General features: G+C 71.7%; 17 protein-coding genes. 13 read left to right on the top strand and 4 right to left on the bottom strand.

Annotated elements, in window-relative coordinates:
- Positions 1–142: 142 nt before the first annotated feature.
- A complete protein-coding gene (locus AB0M29_RS09370) occupies positions 143–1,732 on the bottom strand; it encodes an MFS transporter (protein ID WP_365381575.1) in 1,590 nt (529 codons plus the stop codon).
- A 227-nt stretch (positions 1,733–1,959) separates the two neighbouring features.
- Between AB0M29_RS09370 and AB0M29_RS09365 the strand changes: the two genes are divergently transcribed.
- On the top strand, positions 1,960–2,571 hold the full coding sequence (locus AB0M29_RS09365; protein ID WP_365381313.1) for a TetR family transcriptional regulator: 612 nt from the start codon (positions 1,960–1,962) through the stop codon (positions 2,569–2,571).
- Positions 2,572–2,915: 344 nt separating this feature from the next.
- A complete protein-coding gene (locus tag AB0M29_RS09360) occupies positions 2,916–3,140 on the top strand; it encodes a hypothetical protein (RefSeq protein ID WP_365381310.1) in 225 nt (74 codons plus the stop codon).
- A 51-nt stretch (positions 3,141–3,191) separates the two neighbouring features.
- Here AB0M29_RS09360 and AB0M29_RS09355 read toward each other — a convergent pair whose 3' ends face one another.
- Positions 3,192–4,538 (bottom strand): cytochrome P450, encoded by a 1,347-nt coding sequence (locus AB0M29_RS09355; RefSeq protein ID WP_365381307.1) that lies wholly within the window; start codon positions 4,536–4,538, stop codon positions 3,192–3,194.
- Positions 4,539–4,677: 139 nt separating this feature from the next.
- The gene (locus AB0M29_RS09350) at positions 4,678–5,622 is read right to left on the bottom strand and encodes an alpha/beta hydrolase (RefSeq protein ID WP_365381305.1); all 945 of its coding nucleotides are present in this window, start codon (positions 5,620–5,622) and stop codon (positions 4,678–4,680) included.
- Positions 5,623–5,818: 196 nt separating this feature from the next.
- Here AB0M29_RS09350 and AB0M29_RS09345 point away from each other — a divergent pair, with 196 nt between their 5' ends.
- The 9 genes from AB0M29_RS09345 (at position 5,819) to AB0M29_RS09305 (ending at position 17,192) form a co-directional block, all read left to right on the top strand.
- Positions 5,819–7,441, top strand: coding sequence for an AMP-binding protein (locus AB0M29_RS09345; RefSeq protein ID WP_365381302.1), 1,623 nt, complete (start codon positions 5,819–5,821; stop codon positions 7,439–7,441).
- Between the two features lie 73 nt (positions 7,442–7,514).
- Positions 7,515–8,000 carry a thioesterase family protein gene (locus AB0M29_RS09340; RefSeq protein ID WP_365381299.1) on the top strand — a complete coding sequence of 162 codons (486 nt, stop codon included), beginning with the start codon at positions 7,515–7,517 and terminating at the stop codon, positions 7,998–8,000.
- A 136-nt stretch (positions 8,001–8,136) separates the two neighbouring features.
- A complete protein-coding gene (locus tag AB0M29_RS09335) occupies positions 8,137–10,506 on the top strand; it encodes an FAD-dependent monooxygenase (protein WP_365381296.1) in 2,370 nt (789 codons plus the stop codon).
- 33 nt (positions 10,507–10,539) lie between these two features.
- Entirely contained in the window at positions 10,540–11,598 is a 1,059-nt protein-coding gene (locus AB0M29_RS09330) for a carbon-nitrogen hydrolase family protein (protein WP_365381293.1), read from the top strand.
- Positions 11,595–12,716: a cupin domain-containing protein gene (locus AB0M29_RS09325; RefSeq protein ID WP_365381290.1), complete on the top strand. Its 1,122-nt coding sequence runs from the start codon at positions 11,595–11,597 to the stop codon at positions 12,714–12,716. The genes AB0M29_RS09330 and AB0M29_RS09325 overlap by 4 nt, the downstream gene beginning before the upstream one ends.
- A gap of 116 nt (positions 12,717–12,832) precedes the next feature.
- Positions 12,833–13,750 carry a fumarylacetoacetate hydrolase family protein gene (locus tag AB0M29_RS09320; RefSeq protein ID WP_365381287.1) on the top strand — a complete coding sequence of 306 codons (918 nt, stop codon included), beginning with the start codon at positions 12,833–12,835 and terminating at the stop codon, positions 13,748–13,750.
- A gap of 88 nt (positions 13,751–13,838) precedes the next feature.
- On the top strand, positions 13,839–14,639 hold the full coding sequence (locus AB0M29_RS09315; RefSeq protein ID WP_365381284.1) for an Asp/Glu racemase: 801 nt from the start codon (positions 13,839–13,841) through the stop codon (positions 14,637–14,639).
- 102 nt (positions 14,640–14,741) lie between these two features.
- Positions 14,742–15,587, top strand: coding sequence for a PaaX family transcriptional regulator C-terminal domain-containing protein (locus tag AB0M29_RS09310; protein ID WP_365381281.1), 846 nt, complete (start codon positions 14,742–14,744; stop codon positions 15,585–15,587).
- A gap of 174 nt (positions 15,588–15,761) precedes the next feature.
- The gene (locus tag AB0M29_RS09305) at positions 15,762–17,192 is read left to right on the top strand and encodes a hypothetical protein (RefSeq protein WP_365381280.1); all 1,431 of its coding nucleotides are present in this window, start codon (positions 15,762–15,764) and stop codon (positions 17,190–17,192) included.
- 18 nt (positions 17,193–17,210) lie between these two features.
- Here AB0M29_RS09305 and AB0M29_RS09300 read toward each other — a convergent pair whose 3' ends face one another.
- Positions 17,211–18,218: a LacI family DNA-binding transcriptional regulator gene (locus tag AB0M29_RS09300; protein WP_365381277.1), complete on the bottom strand. Its 1,008-nt coding sequence runs from the start codon at positions 18,216–18,218 to the stop codon at positions 17,211–17,213.
- A 223-nt stretch (positions 18,219–18,441) separates the two neighbouring features.
- On the opposite strand from AB0M29_RS09300, the gene AB0M29_RS09295 reads away from it, so the two are divergent.
- Both AB0M29_RS09295 and AB0M29_RS09290 read left to right on the top strand, forming a co-directional pair.
- Positions 18,442–19,689 (top strand): MFS transporter, encoded by a 1,248-nt coding sequence (locus AB0M29_RS09295; RefSeq protein WP_365381275.1) that lies wholly within the window; start codon positions 18,442–18,444, stop codon positions 19,687–19,689.
- 101 nt (positions 19,690–19,790) lie between these two features.
- Complete coding sequence (locus AB0M29_RS09290; RefSeq protein ID WP_365381272.1) at positions 19,791–20,489, top strand: alpha/beta hydrolase; 699 nt, start codon at positions 19,791–19,793, stop codon at positions 20,487–20,489.
- The last annotated feature ends 15 nt before the right edge of the window (positions 20,490–20,504 follow it).

The raw sequence follows: 20,504 nt of genomic DNA, 5'->3' as shown, positions 1-20,504 counted from the left end.
ATCGGACCTGCCGGGGACGCGGTAGGGGTTTCACTTCCGCGCGTGCGTTCTTCGAGGGCTGTCTCGACCATCGCCTCGGGCGGGTGCGGCGGGCGGCATTGGCGGGCAGGTCGACTGCGGTGTGTCGCGAGCTGACGCGTGGTCATCGCCGGGCTTCCAGGGGCCGGGGCTGGGCCCCGTCGGCGCCGGTAGCCGTGGCGGCGGCCTTGCGCGGCAGGAAGATCAGCACCACGACGGCGCCGAGCAGAGCGACGGCCGCCGAACCCATGGCAGCGATGTGCATGGCGTGGATGAACGCGTCGTTCGCAGGCCGCACGAGCGCTCGACCGGCCAGCCCGAGCTTGTCGGCAACGGCCAGGGTCGCCTGGACGGATTCGCCAGCGGCGGGCCGGTCGGACGGCGGCAGCATGCCCAGGTGGTCGTGGATGCCGTTGCGGTAGCTGGTGGACAGCACGGACCCCAGTACCGCGACGCCTATGGCCCCGCCGACCTGACGGAAGGTGTTGTTGATCGCGGATCCCGAGCCGGCCTTCTCCCGTGGCAACGACGACATGATCATGACCGTGGCGGGCGGCATGACATGGGCCATCCCGGTGCCCATCAGGAAGAACAGCGCCTCCAGCACCCAGATCGGAGTGCTCTGGCCGAGCAGCAGGAAGCCGGCGAAGGCCGCGGCGGTCAGGATCAGGCCGCCTGCGCAGACGGCACGGGCGCCGAAGCGGTTGACGACCAGCCGTGCGCGGGGGGCGAAGAACATCTGGGAGGCGGCCAGAGGCAGCACGAGCAGGCCGGACTGCAGCACGCTGTAGCCGCGGACGCTCTGGTTGTAGAAGACGCTGAAGAACGTGACGCCCATGAGGGCGAAGAACACCAGGCCGATGGCGGCGACGGATGCCGAGAACCGCCGGTTGCGGAAGTACGTGACGTCGAGAGCCGGATGGCTGCTGCGGGCCTCGTGTCTCACGAATCCGGAGAGGACCGCGACGCCTGCGAGGATTGTCACCCAGGACTGGGGCCGGGCGAAGTCGCCGTACTGTCCGCCCTTGATGATGCCGTAGACCAGCAGCGCCAGACCGATGATCGAAAGCAGCACGCCGATCGGGTCGAGCCTTCCGGGCCTGGGGTCCTTCGAGTCGGGAACGATCGCGGTCATGGCGACCATCGCGGCGATCACGATCGGCACGTTGACCAGGAAGACCGAGCCCCACCAGAAGCGCTCCAGCAGGATGCCGCCGGTGATCGGGCCGAGAGCGATGGCGAAACCGACCACACCGGTCCAGATGCCGATGGCCTTGGGCTGCTCCTCGCGCTCGAAGACGTTCATGATGATCGCGAGCGTGGCGGGCAGGATGAACGCGCCGCCGAAGCCCATCACGGCCCGGAAGGCTATGAGCTGTCCGGAGGACTCCGACATCGCGGAGAGCACGGAGCCCACGCCGAACACCAGCATCCCGAAGAGCAGCACCTTCTTGCGGCCGAGGCGGTCACCGAGGAGTCCCGCTGTGAACAGCAGTCCGGCGAAGACCAGTGTGTAGGAGTTGACCGCCCACTCCAGCTGGCTCTGGGTGGAGCCGAGTCCGGTGGGTGCGGGCTGCGCGACGGTCTTCATGGCCACGTTGAGGATCGAGTTGTCCAGCATCACCACCAGGAGGCTGAACAGCAGCACGGTCAAGATCGCCCAGCGTCGGCGGTGAACCGCCTCGGGAGTCCTTCGTCCCGAGCCCGACGGCACGGGCGGTGCGGACGCGGCCGACGTCGGGGACTCGGTGGGGCCGGGCGGTGAGGACACAGGATTCTCCAGTGCTGTCGGTGAGGGCGCGATCGCGGAGCGAGTACGCGGGCTGCGGGTGGCGGAGGCGGCGCCGGGTTCTCGTCGGCCCGGAGTAAATAGATGTCGCTTGAAATCTAAACAGCGGGTACGATAGATGTCAAATGGCATCCAACTGAGGAGATGACCGCATGGGGCGCGTGTCTCAAGCCCAGGCGCAGGAGAACCGGCAGCGCGTCGTCGCCACCGCATCCCGGATGTTCCGCGAGAAGGGCACCTCGGTGAGCGTCGCGGACCTGATGAAGGCTGTGGGGCTCACGCATGGCGGGTTCTACAAGCAGTTCGCCTCGAAGGAGGATCTCGTCGACGAGGCCATCGCCCACGCCTTCGAACATCCGGCACCGTACTCGGCATCCGCGGCCCTCCCGCCGGAGGTAGGCCAGGACCACGAGGTCGCCCGCCAGGCCATGATCGACGACTACCTCTCGACCTGGCATCGCGATCACGCGGCAGACGGCTGCCCGGTCTCCGGATTCGCCCCCGACCTCGCGCGGGAGCCCGATCAGGCTGCTGGCGCTCGCGACATCTACGTCAACGGGGTACGGAACCGCGCTGCCCGGCTCGCCACTGCCGACGACGACGGCCTGGCACAGTTCTGCACCCTGGTCGGCGCCCTCGCCCTCGCCCGCGCCACCCGCGGCAACCCGATCTCCGAGGAAATACTGCAGGCCGCGCGCACCGCCCTCACCGAGAGCGGCGCCAAGGGGCATGACGAGGATGCTCGGGTCTCCACCACCGGTTGACGATGCCGGCGCATCCTCGACCGCCCCTGACCCACAGCGCCGTCTGCCTATCGCGGTTGCCGGGCGGCAGATAGCGAGACCACCATGGTCAGACCACCGCCGGCTGTGTCCTCGGGAGTGAGGGTGCCGCGCGCCTCCGCGATGGTCCTGGCCGCAGCGGCGCTCCGTGCGGACCACCTCTGCGCCCATCCGAGTCGCTTTCGGACATCCCGCGAGCGAGAAACGCGCGGTGGGGGTATGTCGATCCGCGGATGGCGACCTAGGGATCCAAGAGGAGTTCAGCTATGTACGCAGTGGTTCGGCGCTACGAAGGCGTGACTGATCCTGCCGAAGCGGGACGCCGAGTGGACGAGGAATTCGTGGCTCTGCTCCGCCGGGTCCCCGGATTCGTGGCCTACTACTGGATTGACGCCGGGGACGGAACGATGGTCTCCACCAGCGTCTTCGACGACCGAGCCGGCGCCGAGGAGTCGGTCAGGCAGGCGGCGGATTTCGTAGCGGACAAGCTCGCGTCACTGCTCCCCAACCCTCCCCAGGTCTCGGCCGGCCAGGTGGTGGCTGCCGGGTAGTGGCCTACCGCGGCGGCCCGGCCGCGGTGGGGCGAAGGGGTGGGCGGGGCGTCACACGTCCAGGTTCCACCAGGCCCAGTTGGTGGCACGGGGCTTGCGGGGGGCATCTTGGGTGCCCCGGGCGGGCGGGGGTGTCACGTCCGGGTCGGGCTCGGGCCGGGGCGCGGGTGGGAAGTGCACCGGGAGGGTGGTCAGGGCGCGGGTCCAGGGGGAGGGGCGCCATGCGAGGGTGGTGGCGTCGACGGCGAGGGTGAGGGCCGGGACGCGCTGAAGGAGGCGTTCGATGGCGCTCTCGGCGACCAGGAGGGCGGGGTCCCGGGCGGGGCAGGCGTGAGGGCCCGCTCCCCAGGCGAGATGGGCACGGCTGGCGGTGGGGGTACGGGGATCCGCGCCGTGGTGGACGGCAGGGTCCGCGTTGGCCCCGGCCAGGGCGAGGACCAGCATGTCGCCGGTCTGGATCCACTGGCCGGCGAATGTCACGTCCGAGGTCGCCCAGCGGGCGCCCGCATTGTGCAGGGGAGGCTCGGCCCACAGTGCCAGGTCGAGGATGTCCGACACGGTCGAGCGGCCGGCGGCGAGATCGGCCAGCAGGTGGGGGCGGGCCAGGACGTACGCCAAGGTGTTGCCGATGAGGTTGGTGGTGCTCTCCAGCCCGTTGAGGACCAGGGCCGCCAGCTGGTGGACCAGTTCCGCCTCGCTGAGACCGGTCCGGCCGTTCAGGAGCCAGGACGGGATGTCCTCGGCCGGCGCGGCGCGGCGTGCCGCGACCAGTCGCAGGAGGGATGCCCGGATCTCCTGGTCGGCGGCGAGGGCGCCGGGGGCGGAGTCGACCACGGTGCCGGCCAGGGAGTGCAGCCGCTCGCCGTCGCGGTCGGGCATCCCGAGCAGCCGGGTGAAGGTGAGGGCGGACAAGGGGCGCGCGAAGCGTCCGATCAGGTCCGCCTTCCCGTCCCGCAGCCATCCGTCGATCAGGGCGTCGGCGTCGCGGGCGGTGACACGCCGCAGCCGCTGCTGGTCGATCCGGCGGAGCGCGTCGAACACGGCCTGCCGCAGACGCAGATGTGCGGGCCCGTCCTGGCGCGTCAGGGCCGGGCGCCAGCCGAGCATCGGCAGCAGCGGTGAGTCACGGGGAAGCCAGCCGGTGGTGGTGGCGTGCCAGTGCCGTGCGTCGCTGGAGAAGAGTTCCACGTCGCGGGTGACGGCGAGGACTTCCTGGTACCCGAGGACCAGCCACGCGCGGACGCCCGGTGCGACCCTGACGGGCGCGATCGGGCCCCACTCGGCCCGCAGCCGCGCGTACAGGCCGTGCGGGTCCTCGGCGAAAGCGGCCCCGAACAGACCGGCGGGCGGCATCTGCCCGGAACGGCCCGGGGGAGGCGGGGAGGGAACGGTGGACACGGTGTGAGGCTCCCGTCAGGAGAGGCACAACGGGCCGCGGCCCGGTGCGGCCCGGACCACAGGCCGCACCGGACCGCGGCGGTGGACGCCGCGCGCGCCGTCCGGACCGGGTCGGACCGGCCTGCACCGGTCCGCGCGTTCAGTGGGTGGCGGCCAGGTGCCGGGCGAGGAACTCCACGCTCCGCGAGACGATCGACGCGATCTCCTTCGAGCCGAGGAAGATGTGATCGGCGCCGTCCACAGGCACCAGCTCGACCGAGCCGCCGTGCGTGCTCAGGTGCGCGGCCAGCCGCTCGCTCTGGCTGTACGGCACGAGGTTGTCCCCGGTGCCGTGGATCAGCAGGAACGGCGGGACGACGGACGGCACATAGCCGACCGGGCTGGCCGCGGCGGCGAGCTCCGGCTCGTCCGCGGGGGAGACGCCGAGCAGCGCGGTGTACGGGTCGAGCGTCCCCTCCAGCGGCGTACCCCCCGCGAGAGCGGAGAAGGCGGACGCGGCGGTGCCGATGTCGGACACCCCGTACCAGTCGACGGCGCAGCGCACGGAGGTGCTTCCCTGGGCGACGCCGTCGGTGCCCTCGAACTCGAAGGGGCCGCCGTCGACGCCGGGATCGGTGAGCGCGGCCATCGCGGCCAGATGGCCGCCCGCGGACTCGCCGAACACGCCGACGCGCTCACCGTCGATCCCCAACTGCCCGGCGAAGTACCGCACATAGCGGATCGCGGCCTTGACGTCGTGCAACTGCGCCGGGAACGGCGCCTCCAGGCTGTGCCGGTAGTCGAGGGTGACGACCGCCAGGCCGGCGTCGAGGAGGGAGCCGAAGAGCAGATCGACCGGCACGGTCGGCGGCGGGTAGCGCCGGTCGCCGTCCATCCAGCCTCCCCCGTGGATCCACACGACGGCCGGCGCGGGAGCGGTGCCGGCCGGAACATGCACGTCGAGCAGGCGCGGCCGGTACCCGGAGGTCCTGGCGTAGGTGACCGCGTCGTAGGTGAGCACGCCGTCGTGGGCGCGCGGCGGCGGGGGCGGGAGAAAGACCGGCGGCGGCCAGCCGGAGTCCGGTTCCTGCTGCGGCTCGGTCATGGCGGCTCCTCGGAGTTCACGATGGGGTGTGCGGGGACAGGGCACCACGGCCCGGTCCTCGCAAGGTAACACGTGTCATCATGCGAGGACCAGGCCCGCTCGCGAGGTCGAGGGAAAAATATGTTGGTCTATTGACTGTCGTCAAAACGGCTGCATACTTGCCTCACTCCCTGCTGACCCGAATGAGGTATCGCCCGTGGAGCTGCTCCCTTCCGCCCACGTCGACACGTTCTGTCGCGACCGTCTGCCACCCGCCGAGCAGTGGCCGGAGCTCGTGTTCGACCTGCCTGAACTCCGTTACCCGGACCGCCTGAACTGCGCGCGGGTCCTTGTCGACGACGCCGTCGACACGTGGGGCCCGGACCGCCGCTGCCTGCTGACGCCTACTCAGCAGTGGAGCTACGGCGAGTTGCGGCGCTGGTCCGACCAGGTCGCCCAGGTGCTCACCGAGGACCTGGGGCTGGTACCGGGGAACCGCGTCCTCCTGCGCGGGCCCAACAACCCCTGGCTGGTGGCCTGCTGGCTCGGGGTGCTGAAGGCCGGCGGTGTCGTCGTGACCACGATGCCGCTGCTGAGGGCCTCCGAGATCGGTGCGCTGCACGAGATCAGCTCACCGGTCGTGGCCCTGTGCGACCACCGCTTCCTCGACGCGCTGGAGGAGGCCGAGACCCCGGGCCTGGTCGTCGTGCCCTACGGCGGCGACGGCGCGGACGATCTCGCGCGGCGGTGCGCGGCCAAGGACGGCGTCTTCACCGCGGTGGACACCGCCGCCGACGACGTCGCGCTGATCGCCTTCACCTCCGGCACCACCGGCCGTCCGAAGGCGACGCTGCACTTCCACCGCGACGTGCTGGCCAACGCCGACACCTTCTCCCGGTACATCGTCAAACCCGAGCCCGACGACCTGTTCACCGGCACGCCGCCGCTGGCCTTCACCTTCGGCCTCGGCGGGCTGGTGGTCTTTCCGCTGCGTGCCGGCGCGGCCACGCTGCTGCTGGAGCAGGCCACCCCCGACCAGCTCGCCGCCCTCGTGGCCGAGCACGGGGTGAGCGTGCTGTTCACGGCGCCGACCGCCTACCGGGCGATCCTCGCGGCTGGTCTCGCGGACCGGCTGCGCGGGCTGCGCCGCTGCGTCTCGGCGGGTGAACCGCTGCCCGCGGCCGTCTGGGAGGCCCTGCACGAGGCGACCGGGCTGCGGCTGATCGACGGCATCGGCGCCACCGAGATGCTGCATGTGTTCATCTCGGCCGCCGACGGCGACATAAGACCCGGCGCCACCGGCAGACCCGTGCCCGGCTTCCGGGCGATCGTCGTGGACGACGACGGCACTCCGGTGCCCGACGGACAGCCGGGCCTGCTGGCGGTCAAAGGCCCCACCGGCTGCCGCTACCTCGACGACGCACGCCAGACCGTCTACGTACGCGGCGGTTGGAACGTGACGGGCGACGCCTACATCCGCGACGCCGACGGCTACTTCTGGTACCAGGCGCGCCGCGACGACATGATCGTCTCGTCCGGATACAACATCGCGGGCCCCGAGGTGGAGCAGGCGCTGATCCGACACCCGGACGTCGTCGACTGCGCCGTCGTGGGGATGCCCGACGAGAGCCGCGGTACGGTCGTCAAGGCCTACGTCGTCCTCTGCGACGGGGCCCCCGCAGGCGACGGCACCGTGAAGGCGCTGCAGACCTTCGTCAAGCAGGCCATCGCCCCCTACAAGTACCCGCGCGCGGTCGAGTTCGTCGACGACCTGCCCCGTAACTCCAGCGGCAAGCTCCAGCGTGCGGAGCTCCGCCGCCGGGCGCGCGACGGGCGCTGACCGTCGCCGTACGGCCGCCCGACGGGCCGCGCGAGTGCGCCCGGGGTGGCTCCCTCCTATGAAAGGCATCGCCATGGACCGATCCGTGCCCCAACACGCCGCACCCGCCGAGCCCGGCGCCGGCCGCGGCCCCGCGGCCCCGGCGCCGCCCAGTGTGGTGATCGAGCGCAGGGTCGAGTGGTCGGACACGGACGCCGCGGGCCACTACCACTTCTCCTCGGCGCTGCGGTGGGCCGAGGCGGCGGAGGCGGTGCTGCTGCGCGGGCTCGGCCTGGAGGAGCTGTTCGGCAGCATCCCCCGGGTGCACTTCGAGGCGGACTACCTGGCACGGCTGTGGTTCGGGGACCTCGTGCGCATCGAGCTGAGGGTGCACAAGGTCGGCGCGGCCTCGCTGCACTACGCCTTCGAGGTGCGCGGCCCGAACGGGCCCGCCGCGACCGGGCGGATGTCCGTCGTCCACTCCGCCGCGACGGCCACGGGATCGGTCCCGTGGCCCGAGGAGACGCGCAGAAAGCTGACCGAGTCCGGTCCGCAGCGCCCGGAGTCGTACGCCGGTTGAGCGCGTGCGCCGCCCGGCGGCCGCGAGCCCGGGTGAGCCGCTGCGGGTCGCTTATTCGGAAAAGTATCGCGCATTATTGACGCTCGTAAGAAATGCGGAATACCGTGAGTGTCACGGAACCACTGGAGGACCTTTCATGCGTGCAGCAGTCATCGGAGGAGGGCCCGGCGGCCTGTACTTCGCCGCCCTGGCCAAACAGCTCTCCCCGGAGCGGGAGATCACGCTCTGGGAGCGCAACGCCCGTGACGACGCCTTCGGCTTCGGCGTGGTGTTCTCCGACGAGACGCTGGACGGGATCGCGCAGGGCGACCCTGAGGTGTTCGCCGCGATGTCGGCCGAGTTCGCGCGGTGGAGCGACATCGACGTCCGCTACGCGGGCGAGGTCCGTACCTCCGGCGGGCACGGCTTCGCTGCCCTGGACCGCAACCGACTGCGGGAGATCCTTCAGCGGCGCTGCGCCGAACTCGGCGTGGACGTGCGCTACGGCACCCCGGCGCCGCCCGTCGGGCAACTCCGCGCGGAGTACGACCTGGTGGTCGCCGCCGACGGAATCCGCTCGGCCACCCGCGACACCTACCGGGAGAGTTTCCTGCCGGACCTGGACGAGCGGCACTGCCGCTACATGTGGCTCTCCACCGACAAGGTCTTCGAGGCCTTCACCTTCATCGTCGAACAGCGGGACTTCGGCGTCATCCAGGTGCACGCCTACCCCTACAACGACCACCGCTCGACCTTCATCGTCGAGTTGGAGGAGGACGCCTGGCGGCGGGCGGGCTTCGAGGCCCTCGCCGACCGGGAGTTCGCCCGCGGGGAGAGCGACGAGGAGAGCGTACGCAGGTGCGAGGAGATCCTCGCGGGGCACCTCGACGGCCACCGTCTGATCCCCAACGCGTCGAAGTGGATCCGCTTCTCGACCGTACGCACCGCGTCCTGGAGCCACGGCAACGTCGTGCTGCTCGGCGACGCCGCGCACACCGCCCACTTCTCGATCGGGTCCGGCACCAAGCTCGCCATGGAGGACGCCCTGGCACTCGCCGCGAGCCTGCACGAGCACCCCACCGTGCCCGGGGCGCTGGCCGCCTACGAGGCCGAGCGCCGCCCCGCGGTCGAGTCCGTCCAACGCGCCGCCCAGGCCAGCCTGGAGTGGTTCGAGACCATCGGCAGGTACCGCGGCCAGGGCCCCGACCAATTCGCCTTCAACCTGCTCACGCGCAGCCGCCGGGTCACCTACGACAACCTGCGTGCCCGGGACGCGGAATTCCTGGACGCCGTCGACACCGCCCTCGGCGAGGGCGAGATCGTGCCGCCGATGTTCCGCCCGATCCGGCTGGGCGGGCTCACACTGCGCAACCGCATCGTGGTGCCGCCGCTGGCGACGTACACGGCGGTCGACGGTGTGCCGGACGCCTTCCCGCGCGCCCAGCTGACCGCCCAGACACTCGGCGGGGCGGGCCTGGTCTTCGCCGGGATGACGGCCGTCAGCCCCGAGGGCCGCGCCACTACCGGCTGCCCGGGGCTGTGGACCGACGAGCAGGAGGCCGCCTGGCGGACCACCGTGCAAGCGGTCCGCCGGCTGTCCGGAACGCCGCTGGGCATCCAGCTCACCCACGCCGGGCGCCGCGGCGCGACCACGGTCCCCGGGCCCGACGGAATCGGCCTGCCACTCGGCGCGAACGGCTGGCCGACGCTGGCCGCCTCGCCCTTGCCCTGGGACGAGGCGTACCCCGCCCCGCGCGAGGCCACCCCCGCCGACCTGGCAGCCGTCACCGCGAGCTACGCACAGGCCGCCGCGCGCGCCGACCGCGCCGGATTCGACGTGCTGGAGCTGCAGTTCGGCCACGGCCACCTGGTCTCCGGCTTCCTGTCCCCGCTGACCAACCACCGCACCGACGCCTTCGGCGGCACCCTGGACAACCGGCTGCGCTTCCCGCTGGAGGTCCTGGCCGCCGTCCGCGGCGCCTGGCCCGAAGCGAAACCGCTCGTCGTACGGATCTCCGCCAGCGACTGGGCCGAGGGCGGCACCACCGAGGCCGAGGCGGTCGAGATCTGCCAGGCCCTGGCCGCCGCCGGCGCGGACTCCATCGACGTGTCCACCGGCGAGGTCGTCGCCCACCAGCGGCCGCCGTACGGCCGCAGCTACCAGACGCCTTTCGCCGACCTGATCCGCAACGCCACCGGCGTCCCGACCGTCGCGGTCGGGGCCATCTCCAGCTACGACGACGCCAACTCCATCCTGCTGGCCGGCCGGGCCGACCTGGTCGCCGTCGGCCGTGCCCACCTCTACGACCCGCTGTGGACCCTGCATGCCGCCGCCGAGCAGGGCTACACCGGACCCGGTGTCAGCTGGCCCGCGCCCTGGCAGCCGGGCAGCCGCAAGCCCCCGGGCCCGCGCGCCGACCGCGTCCCGCCCCGCCTCGAACTGCTGCGCGCCAGGACCGCACCGGTCCACCGGCGATGGGTGCCCGGCACCCCGGCCCGCCCGCTCGCCGCCACCGCTTCCTGCTGAGCCGCGCTCGGCAACCGGACACGGAGGACCCGCATGATGGACAACCTGCCCCGCTTCACCGCCGCCGCCGTCCAGGCGTCCCCGGTCTACCTGGACGCGGCCGCCACCGTCGACAAGGCCGTCTCCCTGATCCACGAGGCCGCCGGAAACGGCGCCCGACTGGTCGTCTTCCCCGAGGTGTTCGTCCCCGGATACCCGTACTGGAACTGGACCATGAACCCGGTCCAGGGCTCGCCCTGGTTCGAAAGGCTCTACCGCTCCTCCATCGAGGTGCCGGGACCGCACGTCGACACCCTGTGCGCCGCCGCCCGCCAGGCCGGGGTGGTCCTCGTCATCGGCGTCAACGAACGCGGATCCCACAGCCTGGGCGTGCTCTACAACACCCTGCTGACCATCGGCGCCGACGGTGAACTCCTCGGCGTCCACCGCAAACTCGTGCCGACCTGGGCGGAGAAGCTCACCTGGACGGGCGGTGACGGCAGTTCACTGAAGGTCCACCGGACCGCCGTCGGCCCCCTCGGCGTGCTCGCCTGCGGGGAGAACACCAACACCCTGGCCCGCTTCACACTCCTCGCCCAGGGCGAACTCGTCCACGCCGCGAGCTACATCGCCCTGCCCGTCGCCCCCGAGGACTACGACATGGCGGACGCCATCGCGGTCCGCACGGCGGCGCACAGCTTCGAGGGCAAGGTCTTCTCGGTGGTGGCCTGCTCGACGATCTCCCCGGAGATCGTCGACCTCGTCGCGGGCGAGGACCAGCAGGTGCGCAAGCAACTGGCCCGCCCGCGCAGCGCCCTGTCCGGCATCTTCGGCCCCGACGGGCGGCCGGTGACCGAGCCGCTGGTCGACGACGAGGGCATCGTCTACGCCGAGATCGACCTGGGCAAGTGCATCCAGCCCAAGCAGATGCACGACATCGTCGGCCACTACAACCGCTTCGACATCTTCCAGCTCCAGGTCGACAACCGCCCCCGCGGCCCGCTCGCCTTCGTCGACCCGCCCGCCGCCGCTCCGCACCCCACGACGGGCGACGACCCCGTCCGGACGCGGACCGCCGCCCCCACCACCGCTCCCCTGGAGGAGGAATCGTGACCGACTACGACGACACCAAGCTGGGACGCGCCCGGGTCGCGACCACGCCCGAACTCGCCGCCTACTACGAAGAGCTGGCCACGCTCGACGCCGGCGCACTGTGGACCGTCGCCAACGAGATCGAACCCTGGTACCCCCAGCCGAAGTCCGTGCCCGTCCTGTGGCGCTACGACGAACTGCGGCCCCTGGTCCGCCAGGCCCTGCCCCTGGTCAAGGCCGACGACGCCGGCCGCCGCGTGGTCATGCTGGTCAACCCCGGCCGCCGGGACGTCAGCGCCGCCGTCGGCCTGCTCTACACCGGCCTGCAGATCATGGGTCCCGGCGAGTTCATGACCGCCCACCGCCACCAGGCCGCCGCCCTGCGGTTCGTCCACGAGGGCACCGGCGCCTGGACGATCGTCGACGGCCAGAAGCTCAAGGTCGGCCCGCGCGACTTCGCCATCACCCCCAACGGCACCTGGCACGAACACGGCAACGAAGCCGACGACGCCCCCGTCATCTGGCAGGACGGCCTGGACATCCCCCTGGTCAACGCCCTTGACGCGGGCTTCTACGAGATCCACCCCGACATGTACCAGACCCCGGGAAAGGTCATCAACTCCTCCGTCCTCAGCTACGGCGGCAACCTGCTCCCGTACGGTGCGGAGAAGTGGACCCGCCCGTACTCCCCGGTGTTCGGCTACCCCTGGGAGCCGACCTACCAGGCCCTGCTCGACCTCGCCAGGGCCACCGACGGCTCCCCCTACGACGGCGTCATCATGGAGTACACCAACCCGCTGACCGGCGGCTCCGTGATGCCCACCATGGGCGCCCACATCCAGCTGCTGCGCCCCGGCCAGGCCACCAAGGCCCACCGCCACACCGGATCGGTGATCTACACCGCGGCCAAGGGTCGGGGCGTCTCGGTGATCGCGGGCCGGCGCTTCGAGTGGAAGCAGGGCGACATCTTCTGCGTTCCCTCCTGGGCCTGGCACGAGCACGCGAACCTCGACCCGTCCGAGGACGCCTGCCTGTTCTCCTTCAACGACTTCCCGGTCATGAACGCACTGAGCTTCACCCGCGAAGAGTCCTACACCGACAACGACGGCCACCAGCCCGTCGGTTCTGACGGCCGGTAGCGGCCACGAGAACGTGGGCCGGCGATCCACCCACCTGACCGGGCATCGCCGGCCCACCCCCACCTCCACTTCCCCCTCCCGGGGACATCCCGACACCCTCAACGCAAGGAGCCACCATGCGCCTGGTCACCTTCTCCCCGCACGACACGAGCCGGGCGTCCGCACGCCTCGGCGCCCAGCTCGACGACCGCGTGATCGACATCGCCGCGGCCGCCCGGACCACCGGCCCCGACCTGCCCGGCGACCTGCTCTCCCTGATCCAGGCCGGACCCGCTGCCCTGGACGCGCTGCGCGCCCTGCTCGACGGCACCGACCCGGGACAGCTGCCCGGCGGCGCCGTGCACAAGCTCGCCGACGTCACCCTGTGGGCCCCGCTCCGGCCCGGCAAGATCATCGGAGTCGGCCTGAACTACGTCGAGCACGTCGCCGAGTCCCACCGCACCCTCGACACCCACCGGGAGATCCCGGACCGGCCGGTGCTGTTCTCCAAGCCCGCCACCGCCGTCACCGGCCCCGGACAGCCGATCCTGCACAACGCCGATCTGACCGGGCAGCTCGACTGGGAGTGCGAACTCGCCGTCGTCATCGGCCGCCCCGCCTTCCGCGTCAGCGAGGACGACGCGATGGACCACGTCTTCGGCTACAGCGTCATCAACGACATCAGCGCCCGCGACCAGCGCCGATCGGGTCAGTGGTTCTTCTCCAAGGGGCAGGACTCCTACGCGCCCTTCGGCCCCGCCGTGGTCACCGCCGACGAGATCCCCGACCCGCTGGACCTCGACCTGTCGCTGCGGGTCAACGGGGACACCAAGCAGGACTCCAACACCCGGCACATGCTCTTCCCCATCCGGCGGCTGATCGCCGACATCTCCTCCGGCGTCACCCTCGAACCCGGCGACGTCATCGCCACCGGTTCCCCGTCCGGCGTGGGCGCCGGACACGTTCCGCCGCAGTTCCTCCAGCCGGGCGACCTGGTCGAGGCGACGATCGAGCGCGTCGGCACCCTCGCCAACCCGGTCGTCGACGCCCGCTGACCCCCGTGTCCCCGTGTCGCTCCGGCCGGACGACCCACCCCGCCCCACGACCCACCCCACCCTCCGTCACGAAACAAGGGAGCGCCCCATGGCGGCACGCACCTACCGGATCGGCCAGATCGTCCCCAGCTCCAACGTCACCATGGAGACCGAGGTCCCCGCCATCCTGCGCGCCCGCGAGACCGTCGCGCCCGAGCGCTTCACCTTCCACTCCAGCCGCATGCGGATGACCCACGTCACCGCCGAACAGCTCAAGGCGATGGACGCCGACTCCGACCGCTGCGCCGTCGAGCTCTCCGACGCCGCCGTCGACGTCCTCGGCTACGCCTGCCTGGTCGCCATCATGAGCATGGGCCACGGCTACCACCGCGTCTCGCAGCGGCGCCTGCACACCCGTACGGCCGAGAACGGCTCTCCCGCGCCCGTGGTCACCAGCGCCGGCGCCCTCGTCAACGGTCTGCACACCCTGGGTGCGAAGAAGATCGCCCTTGTCGCCCCGTACATGCGTCCGCTGACCCGCACGGTCGTCGACTACCTGGGCAACGAAGGCTTCACGGTCCTCGACTACGCGGCCCTGGAGATCCCGGGCAACCTCGACGTCGCCGCCCACGACCCGGCCGAGCTGCCCGCGATCGCCCAGCGCCTCGACCACCAGGACGCCGACGCCGTCGTGCTGTCCGCCTGTGTGCAGATGCCGTCGCTGTCGGCCATCGACGAGGCGGAGCAGAAGCTGGGCAAGCCGGTGGTCTCCGCCGCGGTCTGCACCGTCCACCAGATGCTGCGTTCCCTCGGCCTTCCCGCCGTCGCCCCCGGCGCAGGCCACCTCCTCTCCGGCGCCTACGCCGACACGCCGCCGCAGGTGAGCGAGGTGACTGCCGCCACCGGATGACGCGGCCGGAGGCCCGATGGCCCTGGACCGCCCCGTCGGAGGCGGTAGCCCGGCTGGGTAGGATCACCAGGATCACCGGGACGTCCAGGAGGAGGGAGGAGCATGCCGGAGACCGCAGCGCGGCCCAGCTCCCTGATCAGCACGGTCTACGGCGAGTTCGTCCGCCGCCTGGGCGGCTGGATCTCCATCGCCGACCTGATCGGACTGATGGCGGAACTGGACGTCGACGGGCCCGCCGTACGCTCCGCGATCTCCCGCCTGAAGAAGGGCGGCACCATCGTCCAGGAACGCCGGACCGGCATCGGCTACCGGCTCGGCCCCGAGATGGGCCCGGTCTTCGACGAGGGCGACAACCGCATCTTCGGCAGCCTCGAACCCGCCGCCCTGGAGGACGGGTGGGTCGTCGCGGTGTTCTCCGTGCCCGAGTCCGAGCGCGCCCACCGCTACCAGCTGCGCTCCCGCCTCACCTGGCTCGGCTTCGGCAACGCCGCCTCCGGCGTCTGGCTCGCGCCCGCCCGCCTGCTGCCCGACGCCCGGCGGATGCTCCAGCGCCTCGGCCTCAGCGAGTACGTGCACCTCTTCACCGCTCAGTACGCCGACTTCGCCGAACTGAAGCAGGCCGTGAGCTCCTGGTGGGACTTCACCGCCATCGAGAAGCAGTACGCCGCCTTCACCGACACCTACCAGCCCATCGCCGAGGAACTGCGGGAGTACCCGGAGTTCGGCGACGTCGAGGCGTTCCGCGACTACGTGCCGATGCTCACCGACTGGCGGCGGCTGCCCTACCTCGACCCGGGGCTGCCCGTGGAACTGCTGCCCGAGGACTGGAACGCCGTCGAGGCCCGGCGGGTCTTCGTCGAACTCCACACGCTGCTCGCCGCGCCCAGCCTGCGCCACGTCACCGCCGTCACCGGTCTGGAACAGCCCGCGTCGCACCAGGGCGACTGACCCGGCGGCGGTCCGCCTCACGCGCCAGGAGCGGAGCGAACGCGGTCCCTGGGTCCGCAGGCTCCGCGTACCCGTCTGTGCCGGGGTCTGGCGGACCGGGGGAGTCCACTGCTAAGAAGTGACACGTGTAATCACTTACACGAGTAACCACCCTCCATGAGAGAGGAGTTGACGTTGCCACAGCCTCCGCGTCGATCCGGAGCGACCACCCTGCTTCGGAGCCCCGGCCTGCGTGCCGTCGTCGGGGCCTGCTGTCTGCTGGCCCTGGGCGTCGGTACGGCTTCGGCCGGCGCCTCACCGGTCCGGGCCGGTCACCGGGCCGCCGCGAACACCGCCCCCGACCGGGCCGCACTGGCGCCCGGCCTCATCAACCACGTCCTGGTGATCGACCTCGAGAACGAGGGATACGACACCACGTTCGGCGCGCATTCCCCCGCCACCTACCTCAACACCACCCTGCGCAGCCAGGGAGAGCTGGTGCCGCACTACTACGCCACCGGCCACTTCAGCCTGGACAACTACATCGCCCAGGTCTCCGGCCAGGCACCGACCATGCTGACCAAGGCCGACTGCGGCGACTTCGCCACCCGCGCCTTCACATACGTCGACGTCCTCCCCGGCACCGACGACCCGAACCCCACCACCCATCCGGGCCAGGTCGACGGCAACGGCTGCGTGTACCCGGCGCCGAATCCGGCGACGGGCTCGCACGGCGCGCCGACCATCGCCGACCAGCTCGACGCCCGGTTCCCGCCGAACCCGGCCACCCACCGGGCCGCCTGGCGCGAGTACGCCGAGGACATGGGCAACGACCCCGCGCGGGACGGCGGCACGCCCGACCCGAGCGGCGGCACCGACTGCGCCCACCCGGCGGTCGGCGCGCCGGACACCGCGGAGGCCGCCACCGCGACCGACCAGTACGCCATGCGGCACAACCCGTTCATGTACTTCCACTCGGCCATCGACAACCGGGCCGAGTGCGACGCCAACGTCGTACCGCTCGGCAAGCTGCGGGCCGACGGCACCCCCGATCCCTCGGGGCACCTGGCCCAGGACCTGGCCGACGCGTCCCGCACCCCGCGGTTCGGCTTCATCACACCCAACCTGTGCGACGACGGGCACGACGACACCTGCGCGGGCGTCAACTCCGAGGGCGGCCACACCGGCGGCCTGGCCGCCGCCGACCTCTGGCTCAAGCACTGGATGCCACTGATCCTTGGCTCGCCCGCCTACCAGCACGGCGACACCCTCGTGGTGCTCACGTTCGACGAGGCCGACGCCGACCCGTCGACCCCCGGATACGCCGCCGCGTGCTGCTTCGAGCAGCCCGGGCCCAATGTCGTCGCGCCGGGCGACAGCACCTTCAAGGCCACGGTCGACAACGCCCCCGGCGGCGGCCAGACCGGCGCCGTCCTGTTCAGCAAGCGCTTCGTCCGGGTCGGCAGCGTGAACACCTCCGGCTTCTACAACCACTACTCCGCCCTGCGCAGTTACGAGGACCTGCTCGGCCTTCACGACGGCGGAAGCGACGGCCACGGGCATATCGGGTTCGCCGGGGCACCGGGGCTGGAACCCTTCGGCCCGGACGTGTTCAACGCTCCCTGAGCATTCCTGCGGAGGGGCTCAGGACGACTGACGGTGCACGACGTCGAACCACAGGTCGGGGAGGGCGGGTGCCGTGCCGGTGTTGACGAGCTGGTCGACACGCTCGGCCACCAGATCGGCGTCGGGCAGGTGGTAGCGCACGGAGGTCAACTGCGGGCGCACCACCCTGGCGAGGAGCAGGTCGTCCGCCCCGACCACGGCGATCTCCCCGGGGACGTCGATGCCGCAGTCACCCAGGGCGGCCGACAGCAGCGCCGCGTACTCGTCGTTGTACCCGCAGACGGCGTCGAGGCCCAGTGCGCGGCAGAGCGTGGCCAGCGCGGCCGCCGCGTCGTCGCTGTAGCGCAGCGGCAGGGTCGTCACCTCGGCGCCGTGTGCCTCGGCGACCCGCCGGACGCCCGCCAGCCGGGGATCGGCGAACCGGGCCAGGCCGCGTTCGGCCGGCATGACGACGCCGATCCGGCGGCGGCCCCGGGCGATGAGGTGCTCGGCGGCGGCCACGCCGATCTCCGACTGGTCACCGACAAGAGTGAAGATCCCCTCGACGGGAGCGGCGCCGATGGTCACCACGGCGCGTACGCCCGCACGTGTGAGCACCTGCGCCGCCTCGGGGGTCAGCCGGCCGTCGCTCATGTCGAGCACCGCCGCCGGGCGGAGCTGCGCCCAGGCGGCGGCGGCCGCGACCGGGTCGGCCGACCTGTCACCGTGCAGGACGACCGTGTAACCCCGGCTGCCCAGGGCGGTCTCCAGCCGGTCCAGCCAGTCGCTGAACAGCCGGCCGATGGCGGCGCCCGCCGTCGGCAGTACCACCAGGTCACTGCGCCCGGCCCGCAGGGAGCGGGCCGCCGCGTGCGGTACGTAGCCGAGGTCCTCGGCGGCGGCCAGCACTCTGGCCCTGGTCGCCTCACTGACCCGCGCTGACGGCGTGTCGTTCAGCACGAAGGACACGGTCGTGCGGGAGACCCCGGCGGCGCGTGCGACGTCGGCGCTGGTGAGGTGAGGTCCGGGGTTCGGCTGAGGTGACATAACGATTGCATCATTCCAGGTCGTCGGGGGCTGGTGCAGCCCGGGGGCAGGTGTTAGACATGGTTACACGTGTTACCGACGCTTTGGCCGAGGTCCCGCCTCACATTGGCACCTCTCAGCGGCAGGCGCCCCGTCGCCGCCCATGTCTGCCCACATCCAGGAGCGGACGTCCCCCCGCCATCGCTGCGTGGCCCCGCGCAGCCCCCGCGTACCGGAGCAGACCATGACCCTCAAAACCGTGGACGAACCGACCAGAACCATGGCCCCCGAGGCCGCCCCGCCCCGCCTGGGCGGGCTGATGACGATGCTGGCGCTCGCCAACTCGTCGATGTTCGCCCTCTACCTCGGTATCGGCGCGGTGCTGATGCCCGTCCAGATCGCCCAGGTCGACCCGGCGCACAAGGTCGCCACGCTCGGGATGGTGGCAGGGGTCAGCGCCGTCTTCGCCACCGTCTTCAACCCGATCGCCGGTGCGCTCTCCGACCGGACGGGCCGCCGTAGTCCCTGGATCCTCGGCGGCGGCCTCGCCGCACTGGCGGCGATGGCCTTCCTCGGCAGTGTCAGCACCGTCCTGCTGATCACCATCGGCTGGTGCCTCGGGCAGGCCACGATGAACGTCTACCAGGCCGCGGTCACCGCGGTGGTGCCCGACCGGATACCGCCGGCCAAGCGCGGCACCGCGTCAGCTCTGGTCGGCCTCGGGCTTCCGATCGGCGGTACCGCCGGGGTGCTGGTCGCCTCGCAGCTGGTGGACCATCTGCGCACCGCCTATCTCGTGCTCGGCGCGATCGTGGCCGTCGCGGCGGCCCTGCTGACCGCGTTCGGCCGCGAGCCGCGGCGCGCGGCGGAGCCGGCCGCGCCGCTGCGCCAGCAGGTCGCGGCCTTCCTGTCGGCGCTGTCCCACCACGACTTCCGCTGGGCGTTCATCGGCCGCGCGCTGATGGTGCTCGGCTACTTCTCCGTCGTCGGCTACCAGCTCTACATCCTGACCGACCACATCACGCTGCCCGCCGGTCTGTCGGCTCCTTCCGCCGTCGCGATCCTCACCCCGGTGTCGATGGGTGCGATGGCCGTCTCGACCGTCATCGGCGGTGTGCTCTCGGACCGCTGGAACCGGCGCAAGCTGTTCGTCGGCGTCTCCGCCGCACTGGCGGGGCTGGTGATGGCGGTCCCGGTCGCCAGCCCCAGCTGGCCGGGCATGATCGTCTTCAGCGCGCTCAACGGTCTGGCCTTCGGCTGCTTCATGGCCGTGGACACCGCGCTGGTCACGCTGGTGCTGCCCAGGGCGGAGAACGCGGCCCGCGACATGGGCGTGCTCAACATCGCCAGCGCCGGCCCCCAGATCATGGCGCCGTTCGTCGCCTCCGCGGTCATCTCCGACCTCGGCGGCTACACCGCCCTGTTCGTGGTCGGTGGCGCGCTGTCGGTACTCGGCGCCCTCGCCATCGTCCCCATCCGCAGCGTCCGCTGACGTCACGTCAGGGAGGCCGCACCACCACTGACCTGCCGTCACTGACGCACCGTCATTGACGCACCGTCACGAACTCACCGTCACCAGAGAGAGGCCCGGCCATGAAACTGCACACACGTGAGTGGGGGAGCGGGGAGCGGACCGCCGTGCTGGTCCACGGGATCATGTCCGACTCGCGCACCTGGCATCGGGTCGCACCGAGGATCGCCGAGTTCGGCTACCGGGTCGTCGCGGTCGATCTGCGCGGCCACGGGCAGAGTCCGCGGGGCTCGTACAGCCCGCGGACCTGGGCCGACGACCTGGTCGACACCCTGCCTCCCGAGCCGGACCTCGCCATCGGGCACTCGCTCGGCGCGGTCGCCCTCGCTCTGGCCGCCGACCGGCTGCGCCCGGCCCGCGCCGTCTACAGCGACCCGGCCTGGATGACGGTGCACGCCGACCCGCCGTTCGACCTGTCGATGCTCGCCGGGTTCAAGGAGGCCACCCGCGAGCAGATCGTGGCGGTGAACCCGCGCTGGGATCCCTCCGACGTCGAGGTGGAGCTGGCCACCCTGCCGCTGTGGGACACGGCGACCGTCGACGGGGCGATCCTGATCGCCGCCGCCGACTCCGTCCCCGACCATCCGCCGGTGCCCAGCCTGGCGCAGCTCGCCTCCGACAGCTTGGCCCACTTCCGCCCCGCGGCCGTCGAGGAGATGCGCGAGCGCGGTCTGGAGGTGCGGGTGGTGCCCGGCGTCGGCCACTGCATCCACCGTGACGACCCGGACGCCTTCCTCTCCAGTCTCGACGGCTGGCTGTGACCGACCAGGCCCCGC

The sequence above is a fragment of the Streptomyces sp. NPDC051976 genome (assembly GCF_040680795.1).
Taxonomy (GTDB): Bacteria; Actinomycetota; Actinomycetes; order Streptomycetales; family Streptomycetaceae; genus Actinacidiphila.
Note: the sequence above shows the minus strand (reverse complement) of the source record. Positions and strands in the feature narration are given on the sequence as shown.